At 73.9% G+C, this 14,617-nt stretch carries 16 protein-coding genes; 11 read left to right on the top strand and 5 right to left on the bottom strand.

Annotated elements, in window-relative coordinates; all coding sequences use genetic code 11:
• Positions 1-140: 140 nt before the first annotated feature.
• The 3 genes from ACFE60_RS01320 to ACFE60_RS01310 are packed head-to-tail and all read left to right on the top strand — an operon-like array spanning position 141 to position 1,685.
• Positions 141-917 (top strand): dienelactone hydrolase family protein, encoded by a 777-nt coding sequence (locus ACFE60_RS01320; RefSeq protein ID WP_375387027.1) that lies wholly within the window; start codon positions 141-143, stop codon positions 915-917.
• A 39-nt stretch (positions 918-956) separates the two neighbouring features.
• The gene (locus ACFE60_RS01315) at positions 957-1,439 is read left to right on the top strand and encodes a MarR family winged helix-turn-helix transcriptional regulator (RefSeq protein WP_375387026.1); all 483 of its coding nucleotides are present in this window, start codon (positions 957-959) and stop codon (positions 1,437-1,439) included.
• A gap of 48 nt (positions 1,440-1,487) precedes the next feature.
• Positions 1,488-1,685, top strand: a complete 198-nt coding sequence (locus ACFE60_RS01310) for a hypothetical protein (RefSeq protein ID WP_375387025.1) — start codon at positions 1,488-1,490, stop codon at positions 1,683-1,685.
• A 61-nt stretch (positions 1,686-1,746) separates the two neighbouring features.
• On the opposite strand, the gene ACFE60_RS01305 is transcribed toward ACFE60_RS01310, so the two are convergent.
• Positions 1,747-2,415, bottom strand: a complete 669-nt coding sequence (locus ACFE60_RS01305; RefSeq protein ID WP_375387024.1) for a LuxR C-terminal-related transcriptional regulator — start codon at positions 2,413-2,415, stop codon at positions 1,747-1,749.
• Between the two features lie 126 nt (positions 2,416-2,541).
• Between ACFE60_RS01305 and ACFE60_RS01300 the strand changes: the two genes are divergently transcribed.
• Positions 2,542-2,814: a GlsB/YeaQ/YmgE family stress response membrane protein gene (locus ACFE60_RS01300; RefSeq protein ID WP_375387029.1), complete on the top strand. Its 273-nt coding sequence runs from the start codon at positions 2,542-2,544 to the stop codon at positions 2,812-2,814.
• 17 nt (positions 2,815-2,831) lie between these two features.
• Here the strand turns inward: ACFE60_RS01300 and ACFE60_RS01295 are convergent, their stop codons facing one another.
• Positions 2,832-3,494, bottom strand: a complete 663-nt coding sequence (locus tag ACFE60_RS01295) for a pyridoxamine 5'-phosphate oxidase family protein (protein ID WP_375387023.1) — start codon at positions 3,492-3,494, stop codon at positions 2,832-2,834.
• 56 nt (positions 3,495-3,550) lie between these two features.
• Between ACFE60_RS01295 and ACFE60_RS01290 the strand changes: the two genes are divergently transcribed.
• The 5 genes from ACFE60_RS01290 to ACFE60_RS01270 all read left to right on the top strand — a co-directional run bounded on the left by ACFE60_RS01290 (position 3,551) and on the right by ACFE60_RS01270 (position 8,468).
• Positions 3,551-4,144, top strand: coding sequence for a GNAT family N-acetyltransferase (locus tag ACFE60_RS01290; RefSeq protein WP_375387022.1), 594 nt, complete (start codon positions 3,551-3,553; stop codon positions 4,142-4,144).
• Between the two features lie 48 nt (positions 4,145-4,192).
• Positions 4,193-5,317 (top strand): galactose-1-phosphate uridylyltransferase, encoded by a 1,125-nt coding sequence (gene galT / locus ACFE60_RS01285; protein WP_375387021.1) that lies wholly within the window; start codon positions 4,193-4,195, stop codon positions 5,315-5,317.
• Positions 5,314-6,468 (top strand): galactokinase, encoded by a 1,155-nt coding sequence (gene galK / locus ACFE60_RS01280; RefSeq protein ID WP_375387020.1) that lies wholly within the window; start codon positions 5,314-5,316, stop codon positions 6,466-6,468. The genes galT and galK overlap by 4 nt, the downstream gene beginning before the upstream one ends.
• Before the next feature lie 144 nt (positions 6,469-6,612).
• The gene (locus ACFE60_RS01275; RefSeq protein ID WP_375387019.1) at positions 6,613-7,638 is read left to right on the top strand and encodes an aldo/keto reductase; all 1,026 of its coding nucleotides are present in this window, start codon (positions 6,613-6,615) and stop codon (positions 7,636-7,638) included.
• Positions 7,635-8,468 (top strand): PhzF family phenazine biosynthesis protein, encoded by an 834-nt coding sequence (locus tag ACFE60_RS01270; protein ID WP_375387018.1) that lies wholly within the window; start codon positions 7,635-7,637, stop codon positions 8,466-8,468. Before ACFE60_RS01275 ends, ACFE60_RS01270 begins: the two co-directional genes overlap by 4 nt.
• A 72-nt stretch (positions 8,469-8,540) precedes the next feature.
• Here ACFE60_RS01270 and ACFE60_RS01265 read toward each other — a convergent pair whose 3' ends face one another.
• The 3 genes from ACFE60_RS01265 to ACFE60_RS01255 are packed head-to-tail and all read right to left on the bottom strand — an operon-like array spanning position 8,541 to position 13,310.
• Entirely contained in the window at positions 8,541-9,773 is a 1,233-nt protein-coding gene (locus ACFE60_RS01265; RefSeq protein ID WP_375387017.1) for an MFS transporter, read from the bottom strand.
• A 46-nt stretch (positions 9,774-9,819) separates the two neighbouring features.
• The gene (locus tag ACFE60_RS01260; protein WP_375387016.1) at positions 9,820-12,492 is read right to left on the bottom strand and encodes a molybdopterin-dependent oxidoreductase; all 2,673 of its coding nucleotides are present in this window, start codon (positions 12,490-12,492) and stop codon (positions 9,820-9,822) included.
• Positions 12,489-13,310, bottom strand: a complete 822-nt coding sequence (locus tag ACFE60_RS01255; RefSeq protein WP_375387015.1) for an FAD binding domain-containing protein — start codon at positions 13,308-13,310, stop codon at positions 12,489-12,491. The genes ACFE60_RS01260 and ACFE60_RS01255 overlap by 4 nt, the downstream gene beginning before the upstream one ends.
• A gap of 134 nt (positions 13,311-13,444) precedes the next feature.
• Between ACFE60_RS01255 and ACFE60_RS01250 the strand changes: the two genes are divergently transcribed.
• Both ACFE60_RS01250 and ACFE60_RS01245 read left to right on the top strand, forming a co-directional pair.
• Positions 13,445-13,768, top strand: coding sequence for a hypothetical protein (locus tag ACFE60_RS01250; RefSeq protein WP_375387014.1), 324 nt, complete (start codon positions 13,445-13,447; stop codon positions 13,766-13,768).
• Positions 13,769-13,770: 2 nt separating this feature from the next.
• Positions 13,771-14,583 carry a nitroreductase family protein gene (locus ACFE60_RS01245; protein WP_375387013.1) on the top strand — a complete coding sequence of 271 codons (813 nt, stop codon included), beginning with the start codon at positions 13,771-13,773 and terminating at the stop codon, positions 14,581-14,583.
• Positions 14,584-14,617: the final 34 nt, after the last annotated feature.

The following is a 14,617-nucleotide window of genomic DNA, read 5'->3' as shown; positions in this document are numbered from 1 at the left end:
CGGGTTCGGCTCCGTGACGACGCGGGAGGACCTCGACCTGGTCGTCACCACCGACGGGTCGGTCCCCCGTCCGCCGGCGGCCTACCGGTTCCCCGCCAACTACTGACGGACGGCCAGGAGCGCGGGGCCAGGATGGTGACATGTCCTACGAAGCCGTGCTGCAGACCGTCCTCGACCGCGAGCCCGAGCCCTCGGGCGGCACGACCGGCTCGGACGTCGACTACGAGGCCGACGGCGTGCGCTACCGCGGCTACCTCGCACGCCCCGCGACCGCGGACGGCCTCGTGCCCGGCGTGCTCGTGGTCCACGACTGGCTGGGGGTGACGGACGCGACCCGGATGCGGTGCGACATGCTCGCCCGGCTCGGCTACGCCGCGTTCGCGGCGGACGCCTACACGGCCGACGTGCGGCCGTCGCAGCAGGACGCGTCGAAGGTGGCAGGTGCGCTGTACGGCGACCAGGCGACGTGGCGGGCGCGCCTGGCCGCCGGGCTCGACCGGCTGCTCGCCGAGCCGTCGGTGGATCCGGGCCGCGTCGCGGCGATCGGCTACTGCTTCGGGGGCTCCTCGGTGCTGCAGCTCGCTCGCACCGGTGCGGACCTCCGTGCGGTCGTGAGCTTCCACGGCGGCCTGACGACCGGGCCGGAGGGGGAGGCGGCGCGCATCCGAGCGAAGGTGCTCGTGCTCACCGGCGGTGCCGACCCGGTCGTGCCCGACTCGGCGGTGGTGGCCCTGCAGGACGAGCTGCGCGCGGCGCCCGCCGTGGACTGGCAGGTCGTGACCTACAGCGGCGCGCTGCACGCCTTCACGGTGCCGACCGCGAACGCGCCGGACTTCGGCGCCGCCTACGACGAGCGGGCCGACCGGCGCAGCTGGACCGCGATGAAGGACTTCTTCGCCGAGGCGCTGCAGCACTGATCAATGACGTGTCAACGAACCGATGGTAGGATCGGGGCCATGTCGCAGGCGATGGGGCTCGACCCGGCCGACTGGGCGACGTGGCGCGACGTGACCGCGATGCGCTCCGGCGTCGAGCGGGTGCTCGAGCAGCGCCTCCAGCGGGACGCCGGCATCTCCCACGCCGACTTCGACGTGCTGCACAGCCTGTCCGTCGCGACCGATCGGCGCCTGCGCGCCGGTGCGCTCGCGGAGTCGCTGGGCTGGGAGAAGAGCCGCATCTCGCACCAGGTGCGCCGCATGGCCGAGCGCGGCCTCGTGGAGCGCGCCGACTGCCCCACGGACCTCCGCGGCACGTGGGTCGTGCTCACCGACGCCGGCGCCGACGCGTTCGCGACCGGTTCGTGCGGCTACATCGAGACGCTGGACCGGGTCTTCTTCTCGCGGCTGGAGGACGAGCAGAAGGCGTCGCTGCGCGCCGTGGCCGCCGCCGTGCGCGACGGTCTGCTCGCACCCGACGCACAGCCTTCGCCGACCAGGTGATGCGAGGGTTTCCCCGTCGAAAGGACCCGGATGAACCCGATCAAGGCTTTGGTTGATGCAGGCTTCAAGAGCGAGTACGCCTACTGGGGCGGCTTCATCTCGATCGGCCTCAGCTTCGCGGCGTGGGGCCTGTCCCAGGCGAAGGACTCGTCCGACAAGGGCCAGTCCGACCGCTGGGGCATCTTCGTCGGCCACTGGGCGCCGACGTTCTTCGCCCTCGGCGTCGCGCTCAAGCTCGAGGAGTAGCGGCTGAGCCGGGCGCCGCGTCCTGCGGGCAGCCCGGCTCTCCCGCCCCCGGAGGAACGCATCAGGGCCCGCCGAGCAAGTGGTCGATCCGGTGGTGGTCCGGGGTGAACCCGTGCGCGACGCCCCACAGCACCGCCCTCGTGCGGCTGTCGACCCCGATCTTGCGGTAGATCGCGCGGATGTACGACTTCACGGTGTTCGGGCTCAGGTAGGTGAGCCGTGCGACGTCCGCGTTGCTCTTTCCCTGCGTGATCAGCGCCAGGATCTCCGACTCCCGGTCGGTCAGCCCGTGCTCGCGGCCCGGCCAGTCGAGCCCCGGCGCGCTGACGACCCGCCCCGAGACCTCCGTGACGACCACCTCGCCGTGATGGATGCGCTCCAGCGCGGCCACGAGCGCCTCCGCGGGCATGGCCTTCGACAGGTAGCCCCTCGCCCCCTCGCGCAGCGCCGCCTCGACGAGCTCGGGGTGGAAGTTCCAGGTGTAGACGACCACGCAGCCCGCCTTCTCGCTGCGCAGCAGCGCGGCGACCTCCTGCTGGTCCGACTCCGGCTGCGCGAACGAGTCGTACAGCACGACGTCGATCCGGTCGTCCAGCGCCGCGTTGGCGTCGATCTCGGCCACCACCACGCGCTCGCGGTGGTCGTCGAAGAGGTGCGCCAGTCCGATGAGGACCACGTCGTAGTCGTCGACGAGCGCGATGGTGATCGGCTCCGCCAGCACCGTGGTCATGGGGGGAAAGTACACCCCTAGGGGTGTGTCGGCCGGACGGCGCCTGATGGCTGACTGAGGGGCAGCCCGCAACCAGGGCCACCACCCAGCGCCTCGCGGCGCGCAGCACAGGAGGCAGCAGTGGGCATCCTCGGCACCCTCATCACCGTGATCATCGTCGGGCTGATCGCCGGCTTCATCGCCCGCGCGGTCGTGCCCGGCCGGCAGAGCATGGGCATCGGCGCGACCATCGTGCTCGGCGTCATCGGGTCGTTCATCGGCGGCTTCCTCGCCTACGTGATCTTCCGGTCGGACGCGAACGACGGCTTCCTGCAGCCGTCGGGGATCATCGGCTCCATCATCGGCGCGATCATCGCGCTGCTGATCTACGGCGCGGTCAGCCGCCGCAGCCGCGTCTGATCGCGGTCCGCAGGCGGTCAGCCGGCGAGGTGGTGCATCGACCACCCGCCGGCGGCCTCCGCGGAGGAGCCGAGCCGGTACTCCACGCGATGGCTCGGCCCTGCGGGATCGGCCTGCCAGAAGGTGAGCCGGTCCGGCTGGACGAGCCGACCCGACCAGGTCTCCGGCGGCGGCACGTCCGACCCGTGGGCCTCCGCGAAGGCGGCCCACTCCGCGGCCCGCTGCTCGGGCGGCAGCTGGGCCATCTCGAGCGTGTTGAGCCAGGCGAGCCGCCGCTGCGACTCGGTCCGTCGCTCGAACGCGAGCGCATCGGCCTCCGCCGGGGCCGGCACGGCGCGCCCGCGCGCGACCAGCTGCCTGCTGCCGGAGGGATGCAGCACGACCAGCGCGACCCGGACGTCGGCCGTCAGCTGCTGCACCTTCCTCGACCGGGCGTCCGTGTGGAACACGAAGCCCGCCTCGCTCCACGCCGACAGCAGCACGGTGCGGACGTCGGGAGCCCCGTCCGCGTCCACCGTCGCCAACTGCATCACAGGCCGGTCCGGGTCGTCGTCCTGCGGCAGCCAGGCCGTGAGGAGCGCCAGGGCGTCGGGCGGCAGCGGGCGCGCGGGCGCCTCCCGGGGGAGCGTCCGCTTCGGCCCCGCGACCGATCGGATCCGCCCGGGCTCCGGCCCGCTCATGACGCTCCGCGCATCCGGCCATCCTGCCCCCGCGGAGGATGCGGTGGAATGAGGGGATGACCTCCGCGATCGCCGCCTCCGCCCTGCTCGTGGGCGAGCACGTCCGCCTCGAGCCGCTCGAGCCCCGGCACGCGGACGGGCTCGCCGCCGCCGCGGCCGACGGCGAGGTGTGGCGGAAGTGGACGACCTCCGTGCCCGCGCCGGAGGACGTGCCGGCCGAGATCGACCGGCGCATCGCCGCGCACGAGGCGGGGCGGATCGTGCCGTGGGCGACGTGCCTGCCCGACGGCACGCCCGTCGGCATGACGACGTACTGCGCGATCGATCCGGTCAACCGCCGGGTCGAGATCGGCGCGACGTGGCTCGGCGCCTCCGCGCAGCGCACCCTCGTCAACCCGGAGGCGAAGCTGCTGCAGCTGTCGAGGGCGTTCGACGACCTCGACTGCATCGCGGTCGAGTTCCGCACCCACTGGCACAACCGCCAGTCCCGGCGCGCGATCGCGGCCCTCGGCGCGAAGCAGGACGGGGTGCTGCGGAACCACTCGATCTCGCCGGGCGGCGTGCTGCGCGACACGGTCGTGTTCTCCATCCTGCGGGACGAGTGGGCCGCCGTGCGGGCCGGCCTCCTGGCCCGCCTCGGACGCGCCTGAGCGCCTGGGTAGGCTTTCTGCGGCTCGGATTCGAGCCGGAAGGGCACCATGACGGACATCGCCGTTCGACCGACCCGTCTCGCGGACGGCCGCGAGCTGATCTACTTCGACGACGCCGGGTCCACGCTGCCGCCGGAGCGCCGCGCGGATCCGCGGCACCTGGATCCGCGGCCGCCCACCGCGACGATGCGGCTGGACCTGCTGACCGGCGACTGGGTGTCGATCGCGTCGGCGCGGCAGAACCGGGCCTTCCTACCGCCTGCGGAGTTCGACCCGCTCGCGCCGCAGTCGGACACGAACCCCTCCGAGGTGCCGGCGCAGTACGACGTCGCGGTCTTCGAGAACCGGTCCCCGTCGTTCGGTCCGGCGCTCGGCGACGCCGAGGACGCGCCGGAGGGGCTGGCGGACCTCGCCTCGCTCGCGGTCGGCCGCACCCGCACCTCCGTCGGCCGCACCGAGGTGGTCTGCTTCGACCCCGGCACGCACGGGTCCTTCGCGGACCTGACCGCGAACCGCGCGCGGACCGTGGTGGAGGCGTGGACGCAGCGGACCGCGGCGCTGTCGGCGCTCGACGGCGTGCAGCAGGTGTTCCCCTTCGAGAACCGAGGCGAGGCGATCGGCGTCACGCTGCACCACCCGCACGGGCAGATCTACGCCTACCCCTACGTCACCCCGCGCACCAGCGCGCTGCTGCGCCAGGTCGACGCCTACGAGGGCGACCTGTTCGCCGACCTGCTCGCCTTCGAGCAGGCCGGGGACCGCGTCGTGCTGCGAAGCGAAACGTTCACAGCGTTCGTGCCGTTCGCCGCGCGGTGGCCGGTCGAGCTGCATCTGCTGCCGCACCGCCACGTCGCGGACTTCACGGAGCTCACCGATCCGGAGCGGGACGAGCTCGCCCGCGTCTACCTCCGGCTGCTCCGCGCGATCGACGCGCTGTACGAGACGCCGACGCCGTACATCGCCGCGTGGCACCAGGCGCCCGTCGCGACGCACCGCGACCGGGTGCGCCTGAACCTGCAGATCAGCTCCCCGCGGCGAGGGCCGGAGCGGCTGAAGTACCTGGCGGGCAGCGAGGCCGCCATGGGCGCCTGGATCGGCGACCTGGTGCCGGAACGGACCGCGGAGCAGCTGCGTGCCGCGCTGGAGAAGGCGGACGCGGAGCGGCCGCTGTGACCGCCGGCACCGCGAGCGTCGCGGATCTGTTCCGCCGCGCCTACAGCACCGAGCCGCAGGGCTTCTGGCGCGCCCCCGGCCGCGTGAACCTGATCGGCGAGCACACCGACTACAACGACGGCTTCGTGCTGCCGTTCGCGATCGACCGGGCCACGACGATCGCGCTCCGCGTCCGCGACGACGACCGGATCCGGCTCACCTCCACGTTCGACGAGCAGGTCGTGGAGTCGGACCTCGCCGCGGTCGACCGCCGCGACTTCGCCGGCTGGTCGGCCTACCCGCTCGGGGTGACCTGGGCCATCGGGGAGCGGCATCCGGACGCCGTGCGCCACGGGTTCGACCTCGCGGTCGACTCGGACGTGCCGGTCGGCGCGGGGCTGTCCTCCTCCGCCGCGATCGAGATGGCGGTCGCCGTCGCGCTGGACGACGTGCTGGGGCTCGGCCTCGGCCGCGCCGATCTCGCCCGCATCGGGCAGCGTGCGGAGAACATCGCCGTCGGTGCGCCGACCGGGATCATGGACCAGTCCGCCAGCGTGTTCGGCGAGCGGGACGCCGCGGTGTTCCTGGACTGCCGCAGCCTCGCCGTCGAGCAGGTGCCGCTCGGGTTCGACGCGGCGGGCCTCGTGCTGCTCGTGGTCGACACGAAGGTCGAGCACCAGCACGCGACCGGGGGCTACCGGGACCGGCGGGAGGCGTGCGAGCGCGGCGCCGCGGCGATGGGTGTCGCCGCGCTGCGGGACCTCTCCGTCGACGACCTGCCGCGCGCGCGGACGCTGCTGGACGACGTGACCTACCGGCGCGTGCAGCACGTCGTGACCGAGGACGCGCGCGTGCTCGACAGCGTCGCGGCGCTGAAGTCCGGCGACCTCCGCCGGTTCGGCGCGCTGATGGACGCCAGCCACGTGTCGATGCGCGACGACTTCGAGATCTCCGTGCCGCAGCTGGACGCGGTGGTCGAGACCGCGCAGGCGGCCGGAGCCGTCGGCGCTCGGATGACAGGCGGCGGCTTCGGCGGCTGCGCGATCGCGCTGGTGCCTGCGGCCGACGCCGAGCCGCTCGCCGCCGCGGTGCTGCGGGTCTTCGCCGAGCGCGGCTGGCACGAGCCGGTCCCCTTCACGGTCGTGCCGTCGGACGGCGCCCGCGCCGTCTGACCCTCCCGTCTCTCGCGGATCCGGATTCCTCTCGCGGATCCGGATGGATCGCGCGACACGCCGCGCGCGGACGCGCGGCGACGGCGTGTCGCCTCGTCCGTCCGGATCCGCGGAAGGTCCAGGCGGCGTGGGGAGACTGGGCGCATGCGATACAGGACTCTCGGGAACAGCGGCACGGTCGTGTCGGTGCAGGCGCTCGGCACGATGACGTTCGGCGCGGAGGCGGACGAGGCCGTCTCCGGCGCCATCACCGAGGCGTACGTCGAGGGCGGCGGCAACCTCCTCGACACCGCGGACGTCTACTCGAGAGGCGTCTCCGAGCAGATCATCGGGCGCTGGCTCGCCGCCCACCCGACCGAGGCGAAGCAGCTCGTCGTCGCGACGAAGGGCCGGTTCCCGATGGGCCCCGGCCCGAACGACTACGGCGCCTCCCGCCGGCACCTGTCGGACGCGCTCGACGCGAGCCTCGTGCGGCTCGGCGTCGAGGCCGTCGACCTGTACCAGATCCATGCGTGGGACGCCCTGACGCCGCTGCCCGAGACGCTGCGGTTCCTCGACGACGCGGTCGCCGCCGGGAAGATCAAGGCGTACGGCTTCTCCAACTACACCGGCTGGCAGCTGACGAAGGCGGCGTGGGTCGCGAAGGTCCACGGCTGGGCCGCGCCGGTCACGCTGCAGCCGCAGTACAGCCTGCTCGTGCGCGGCATCGAGCACGAGATCGTGCCCGCCGCCCTCGACCAGGGCATCGGCCTGCTGCCGTGGTCCCCGCTCGCGGGCGGGTGGCTCAGCGGCAAGTACACCCGCGGCACCGCACCGACCGGATCGACCCGCCTCGGCGAGAACCCGGACCGGGGGATGGAGGCGTGGGGCCCGCGCAGCGAGGACGACCGCACCTGGGCGGTGCTCGACGCCGTGCGGGAGGTCGCCGACGCGGCCGGCACGACCTCGGCGGCGGTCGCCCTCGCCTGGGTCGACGCGCAGCCCGCCGTGACGAGCACGATCCTCGGCGCCAGGTCGGTCGAGCAGCTGCAGCAGAACCTCGCGGCCGTCGACCTCGACCTCGGCGCCGACGCGCTCGCCCGGCTGAGCGAGGTCAGCGCGCCCCAGGCCGAGGTCTACCCCTACGGTCCCCAGGCGGTGCAGCAGCGCTTCCGCCCGCTGGTCCCGTGACCCGCGCGCCGCTGCCGTTCCGGCAGGTCGACGTGTTCCCCGGGTCGCCGCGCGGCGGCAACCCGGTCGCCGTCGTCCTCGACGCGGAGGGGGTCGACGACGGGACCATGCGGTCCTTCGCCCGCTGGACGAACCTGTCGGAGACGACGTTCGTCCTGCCGCCGACCGACCCAGGCGCCGACTACCGCCTCCGGATCTTCACGCCGTCGGCGGAGCTGCCCTTCGCCGGGCACCCGACCCTCGGCAGCGCGCACGCGTGGGCCGAGCACACCGGATCGGCGGAGGACCGCCTCGTGCAGCAGTGCGGCGTCGGTCTCGTCGGCCTGCGCCGCACGGACGACGGCTGGGCGCTCGCCGCCCCGCCGCTGATCCGGTCGGGTCCCGCGACCGAGGACGAGGTCGCATCGATCGCGGCGGGCCTCGGCCTGCCGCCCACCGAGATCGTCGCCGCGGAGTGGGTGGACAACGGTCCCGGCTGGGTCGTCGCGGTGCTGCGCGACGCGGAGGCGGTGCTGGCGGTCGACACGGACCTCGCCGCGATGGCGGTGCCGACCGGTGTCGTGGGGCCGCACGCCGCGGGCGGGCCCGCGGACTTCGAGGTGCGCGCGTTCGTCCCCGACCTCGGCGTGGACGAGGACCCGGTGACCGGCAGCCTGAACGCCGGGATCGGGACGTGGTTCTTCGGCAGCGGCCGCGCCTCCGGCTCCTACACGGTCCGGCAGGGCACGCGCATCGGCGCGAACGGCCTGGTGCGCGTCTCGGACGAGCCGGACGGCGTCTGGGTGGCGGGCGCGACGACGACCGTGCTCAGCGGCACCGTCGCCCTCTGACGGCTGCTTCGTCGTTCAGAAGCTCCGGCGGCTACACCCGTCCGGAGCTCCTGAACGACGAGGAGCGCGGTGCTAGCGGCGGACCGTGCGGCCGTGGGCCGCGATGCCGCCCGCGATCGCGGTGCCCACCAGCAGCGCGCCCGAGCTCCAGGCGAGCGCCGGCGCGACGCCGATCGCCTGGCCGAGCAGGCCGACCGTGAGCCCGCTGCCCATCCGCAGCCCGTTCGCCGAGACGCCGTACAGGCCGATGACCCGGCCGCGTTCGGCAGGCGGCGCCAGCAGCTGGACGACGGTCTGCGAGATCGACATCGACGCGAGGTTCGCCGCGCCGCCGATGAACAGCAGGGGCAGCGCGAGCCAGTACCGGTCCGTGAGCGCGAACCCGAGGATCGCGAGGCCGTAGGCGAACGTGCTCACGATCGCGGAGCCGACGCCGGAGGGGACCCGCTGGGTCGCCTCCAGCAGGACGCCGCCCACCACCCCTCCGGCGCCGACCGCGAACAGCAGCGCCCCGTAGGCGAGGCCGTCCGATCCGCCGAGCCGGTCGGCGAACGCGGGCATCGTGGTCTGCAGCGAGGCCCCGATGAAGAAGGAGCCGAGGCCCGCCAGCACGAGCATCGACACCAGCGTCCGGTCCGTGCGGACCAGGCGCAGCGTGCGGAACGCCTCCCGGAACCCGGCCGGCGGGCGCTGCACCCCGGCGTCGCGGGTGTGCCCGGTGACCCGGGTGCGGAACAGGAACACGATCAGCGGCACGTAGAAGACGACGTTCACGAGGATGCCCAGCTGCGGGCCGAGCCCGTACAGCAGCACCGCGCCGACCACCGGGCCGAACAGGATGCCCAGGCTGCGGAACGTCGAGTTCAGCCGGACCGCGCTGGCCAGCTCCGTCGGGCCGACGAAGTCGTGCAGCATCAGCTGCTCGGCCGGCGTCCACATCGCGCCGGCGGTGCCGTGCAGCACGAGCAGGATGCACGCGGCCCACACCGTCAGCGTGCCGGTCGCGAACAGCACGCCCCACGCGACCGAGACGAGCGCGAACAGCGCCGCGCCCGCCTGGATGATGCGGCGGCAGTCGTACCGGTCGGCCAGCTGCCCGAACGGCACGGACAGCAGCAGGAACGGCAGCCAGTGGCTGATCACCTCGAACCCGGCGAGCGCGGGGGAGTGGAACCGCTGCCACAGCACCCAGTACGTGATGACGTGCTCGATGTTGTCGGCCATCATCATCAGCGCCGCGCCGACGAGGTAGGTGCGGCAGTCCCGGTTGCGCAGGGCCGCGAAGCGGCGGGGGACGTCCGACATGACGGTGTCCATCTTTCAGGAGTTCTGTCGACCGGGAACGACGGGCTCAGTCCTCCAGCAGGCGCCAGAGGCGGTCGCGGGTCATCGGCAGCTCGTGCGGCCGCACCCCGATCGCGTCGCGGATGGCGTTCGCGAGCGCCGGCGCGACCGGGTTGTACGGCGCCTCGCTCATCGACTTGGCGCCGAACGGGCCGAGGTCGTCGTACGTCGTGGCGAACCGCACCGTCGTTGGAGGCACGTCCGCCATCTGCGGGATGTGGTAGTTCCGCAGGGTCCTGGTGATGACGTGCCCGTCGACCACGACGACCTCCTCGTACAGCGCGGAGCCGATCGCCTGCGCGGTGCCGCCCTCGACCTGCCCGCGCAGCTGCTCCGGGTTCAGCACCGTGCCGGCGTCGACCCCCTGCACCGACGCGAGGATCCGCACCTCCCCGGTCGCGACGTCGACCGCCACCCGGAACCCGTGGACGTTGAAGGCGAGTCCGCGCGGGGTGCCGTCGGCGGATCCGGTGGCCTCCAGCGGGGCGAACGCGGCGAGCGGCCGCAGCCCGGAGGCGGTGCGCACCCCCTCCGGACCGAGCGAGGCGCCCGGCCCGGCGAGGTCGAGGACCGCGTCCCGCAGGCGCGTCGCGGCGGCGTGCACGGCCTTGCCCGCGACGACCGTGCCGGCGGAGCCGAACGCGCCGCTGTCGTACCGGGCGCCGTCGGTGTCGGACGAGCGAATGCGCACCGCCTCGGGCGGGATCGCGAGCACCTCCGCGACGATCTGGCCGTGCACCGTGGTCGTGCCGTTGCCGAACTCGGCGGTGCCGACGTCGAGGGAGGCGCCGCCGTCGGCATCGAGCCGCAGGCGCACCTCGCTGAAGTGCCCGCGCGGCGGCATCGTCGCGATCATGCCGAGCGCCATGCCGGTGCCCACCCGCCACCGCGGACCCGCCGGCGCCGGCGCGCCGGGCTCGGCGAGCGCCGCCTCCGCGAGGTCGAGCGCCTCCGGCAGCCCGGAGCCGCCCCACTCGAGGTCGGACTCCTCGTCCGGATCGGTGACGACGACCCGCTCGCCCGGCCCGATCGCGTTCCGGCGCCGCAGGTCGAACGGGGACATCCCGATCCGCCGCGCGAGCTCGTCCATCGCGCCCTCCAGCGCGAACATCACCTGCCCGAGCCCGTAGCCGCGGAACGCGCCGGACGGCGGGTTGTTCGTGTAGACGGCCTCCGCGTTGACCCGCCGGTTCGGCGTGCGGTACACCGCGACGGACTCGTGGGAGCCGTGGAACAGGACGCCCGGGCCGTGGTTGCCGTACGCGCCGGTGTCGGACAGCACGTCGACGTCGACGGCGGTGAGCACGCCGTCTCGCGTCGCGCCGAGCGCCACCGACACCCGTTTCGGGTGCCGCAGCGGCGCGACGGCGAACTCGTCCTCGCGGGTCAGCTCCAGCTGCGCGGGCCGTCCGGTGCGCAGCACCGCCAGGGTGACCAGGTCCTCGGTCAGCAGCTCCTGCTTGCCGCCGAACCCGCCGCCGACGCGGGCGGCGACCACGCGGACGCGCGCGGGGTCGAGCGCGAAGATCCGGCACAGCTCCTTCTGCACCAGGTACGGCACCTGCGAGCTGGTGCGCAGCACGAGCCGTCCCTGCGCGTCGAGCCACCCGCGCGTCGCGTGCGTCTCGAGCGCGACGTGCGCGACCCGAGCGGTCCTCCAGGTCCCGGACACCACGACGTCCGCGGCCGCGAGCGCCGCATCGACGTCGCCCAGCTCGCCGTGCTTCTGCGCGACGACGTTCCGCAGCGGCTCGCTGATCCGGGAGGCGTCCGCGTCCTTGTCCCCGTGCACGAGGGGGGCGCCGGGCGCCCGCGCCGCCTCCGGGTCGAAGATCGCCGGCAGCACCTCGTAGTCGACCAGGATCGCGCGGCTCGCGATCTCCGCGAGGCCGATGGTCTCCGCGACGACCGCGGCGACCCGCTGCCCCGCGAACCGGATGACCGGGTCGAGGACCAGGGTGTCGTCGGGATCCTCGAGGCGGTTCTCGTGCCGGCCCGTCGAGAACAGCACGTCCGGGGCGTCCTCGTGCGTCAGGACGGCGAGCACCCCCTGCATCGCCAGGGCCGCGGAGGCGTCGATGCGGCGGATGCGCGCGGAGGGGTGCGGGCTCTGCAGGATCGCGATGTGGGTCAGCGCCTGCGTCTCGAGGTCGAGCGTGAACGGCTCCTTCCCCGAGACGATGCGCTCGGCGGCCGGGGCGCGGACGGCGCGGCCGATGCCGCCAGCGATGCCGCGCTCCTCCGTCGACCCCGTGCCGGCGAGGGCGTCGCGGATGCTGCGGTAGCCCGTGCAGCGGCACAGGTTCCCCTTGAAGAGGCGCGGCAGGTCCGCCTCGTCGGCGTCGCGGACGGTGTCGGTCGAAGCGGTGACGACCATGCCGGCGGTGCAGAAGCCGCACTGGAAGCCCGCGGCGTCGACGAACCGCTGCTGGACGGGGGACAGGCCCTCCGGCGTGCCGAGGCCTGCGACGGTCGTGACGCTGCGGCCTGCGACCCGGTGCGCCGGGACGATGCAGGAGTGCACGGGGTCGCCGTCGACGAGCACCCCGCACGCGCCGCAGTCGCCCGCGTCGCACCCCTTCTTGACCTCGACGTGGCCGGTCTGCCGCAGCAGCGTCCGCAGGCACTGGCCGGGGAACGGCGCCGCGTCGACCGGCACCCCGTTGACGTCGAACCTCATCGCGCCGGCTCCGGTCCCGCGAGCTGCTGCCGGATCTCCTCGGCGAGCAGCCGGGAGACCGCGCGCCGCCAGTCGGCTGCGCCGTGCGCGTCCGAGAACCACGTGCGCACGTCGGCCACCGCGGCGTCGAGCACCGCCGCGGAGGGGAGGGCGGCGAAGCGCAGCACCTCCGGCCGGGTCGTGCCGCCCGTGATGCACAGCACGAACCCGCCGTCCTCGTCGAGGCGGGCGGCGAGCACGGTGCCCGCCCTCCCGAGCGGCGACAGCGCGATGCGCCGGAACGCGGTCGTCGCCGCCATCGCCGCCGCGGGCAGCTCGATCGAGCGGACGACCTCGCCCGGGCGGATCGTCGTCACGCGCTGCGCCAGCACGGCGTCGGCGACGCGCTCGCGGCGCTCGCCGCCGTCCGGCGTCCAGATCACGAGGTCGGCGTCGAGCGCGCCGCCGAGCCCGATCAGCGCGCCGGCGGCGAGCGCGGTCGCGATGTTGCCGCCGACCGTCGCGGTGTTCCAGACCTTGAAGGACTGCAGCAGCGACTCGGCGCACTGCCGCAGGAGGGGGATCGCGCGCCATCCCTCCCGCGCCGGGATCGACACGAGCTGGGCGATCGTGCACGTCGCCGCGACCGACAGGCCGCCGTCCGGGCGCGCCTCCCACGGCGTCCACCCGAGGGTCGTCAGGTCGACGAGGCCGGTGAGGTGGTCCTGCGGCTCGGAGAAGAGCCACGTCCCGCCCGCGAGGGGCACCACGGTCGCCGACAGCTCGAGGTCGGCGCGGGAACGGGGCAGCCGCACCTCGGTCAGCGTCGGCAGGTCCATCGGCCCATCCTCCCCATCCCGGGTTGCGCTCGTGTTACACGACCGTTCTGCGTCTCGATGGCGATCCGGTACGGCGGAGCCGACCGGATCGCCTTCAGAACGCACACCTCAGGTCGAGGGAGCAGGATCGGACCGTGCCTGCCGCTCGCGCCCTCGTCGCCGCGGCGACGGGCGCGTACGTGGCGAACGTGCTGCTCGGCACGGCCGTGCAGACGCGGCTGATCGACACGAGCCGCCATCGGTGGACCCATCACGCGCTGTACATCGTGACGTCGACCCTCACGGTCGCGGCCGTCGCGGGCGGGATCGCGCTGCGCTCGCCGCGCGCCCTCCTCCTCGCGCCGGCCCTGCTGCCGCTCGCGCTGCTGCCGCGGGTCGGCCATCAGGCGCACGCGGTGACCGGGCTCGCCGCCGCCCCCTGGTACGCCGGCGCGCTGCTCGCCGACGGGAAGGACTGACCATGGAGCTGCTCGACGCGATCCGGCGCCGCCACACGACGAACGGCGCGTTCCTGCCCGACCGGGTCTCGGCGGAGCATCAGCGGATCCTGATGGAGGTGGCGGGCCGCGCACCGAGCCAGTTGAACAGCCAGCCGTGGCGGTTCGTCCTGATCGAGTCGCGGGAGACGATCGAGACGATCGCGGACATCTCCGGCTCCAGCATGACGACGGCGATGAGCAACGGCACCTTCTTCGAGCGGTACAAGCCGTACTTCCGGTTCTCGAAGGCGGAGATGGCGCGGCAGCGCAGCGGGATGCTGTTCGACCGGCTGCCCGCGCCCCTGCGGCCCTTCACCTCCCAGGCGTTCACGTCCCGCGGGCAGAAGCTGATGAACTCGCTGCACGTGCCGCAGACGCTCGGCAGCGAGAACCGCAGGCTGGTCGCCTCCTCGCCGCTGCTGATCGGCGTGATGCTCGACCGGGCCGAGTACCGGCCGGGCGAGCTCTCCTCCTTCTACTCGCTGTTCAGCATGGGCGCCGCGATGGAGAACCTCTGGCTGACGACGGTCGAGCTGGGCATGGGCATCCAGTTCGTCTCCTTCCCGATGGAGGTGCCGGGGCAGTGGGACCGCATCGTCGCCCTGCTGGACGTGCCGGACGGGCTCGAGCTGATGGCCGTGTACCGGCTCGGCTACCTGCCGGAGGAGCGCCGGCGCCCGGCGATCGACTGGACGAGCTCGGAGCGGAAGCTGCCGTCCCAGTACGTCTTCCGCGAGCGCGCCTCCCGGCCGCAGGAGGGCTGGGACGACCTGGTCCGCCCTCCGGAGCACTGAGTCCGTGCCGTGTGCAGGCCCCGGTCCCGCGTGC

Source organism: uncultured Amnibacterium sp. (assembly GCF_964245895.1).
In the GTDB taxonomy this organism is placed as follows: domain Bacteria; phylum Actinomycetota; class Actinomycetes; order Actinomycetales; family Microbacteriaceae; genus Amnibacterium.
The sequence above is the reverse complement of the archived record's forward strand: the minus strand, read 5'-3'. Positions and strand labels throughout refer to the sequence as shown.

Excerpts from the sequence above, each read along its gene's own strand:
- ACFE60_RS01320 (WP_375387027.1), top strand. The coding sequence starts at position 141 with ATGTCCTACGAAGCCGTGCTGCAGACCGTCCTCGACCGCGAGCCCGAG.
- ACFE60_RS01315 (WP_375387026.1), top strand. The coding sequence starts at position 957 with ATGTCGCAGGCGATGGGGCTCGACCCGGCCGACTGGGCGACGTGGCGC.
- ACFE60_RS01305 (WP_375387024.1), bottom strand. The coding sequence starts at position 2,415 with ATGACCACGGTGCTGGCGGAGCCGATCACCATCGCGCTCGTCGACGAC.
- ACFE60_RS01295 (WP_375387023.1), bottom strand. The coding sequence starts at position 3,494 with ATGAGCGGGCCGGAGCCCGGGCGGATCCGATCGGTCGCGGGGCCGAAG.
- ACFE60_RS01290 (WP_375387022.1), top strand. The coding sequence starts at position 3,551 with ATGACCTCCGCGATCGCCGCCTCCGCCCTGCTCGTGGGCGAGCACGTC.
- galT (WP_375387021.1), top strand. The coding sequence starts at position 4,193 with ATGACGGACATCGCCGTTCGACCGACCCGTCTCGCGGACGGCCGCGAG.
- ACFE60_RS01275 (WP_375387019.1), top strand. The coding sequence starts at position 6,613 with ATGCGATACAGGACTCTCGGGAACAGCGGCACGGTCGTGTCGGTGCAG.
- ACFE60_RS01265 (WP_375387017.1), bottom strand. The coding sequence starts at position 9,773 with ATGTCGGACGTCCCCCGCCGCTTCGCGGCCCTGCGCAACCGGGACTGC.
- ACFE60_RS01260 (WP_375387016.1), bottom strand. The coding sequence starts at position 12,492 with ATGAGGTTCGACGTCAACGGGGTGCCGGTCGACGCGGCGCCGTTCCCC.
- ACFE60_RS01255 (WP_375387015.1), bottom strand. The coding sequence starts at position 13,310 with ATGGACCTGCCGACGCTGACCGAGGTGCGGCTGCCCCGTTCCCGCGCC.
- ACFE60_RS01245 (WP_375387013.1), top strand. The coding sequence starts at position 13,771 with ATGGAGCTGCTCGACGCGATCCGGCGCCGCCACACGACGAACGGCGCG.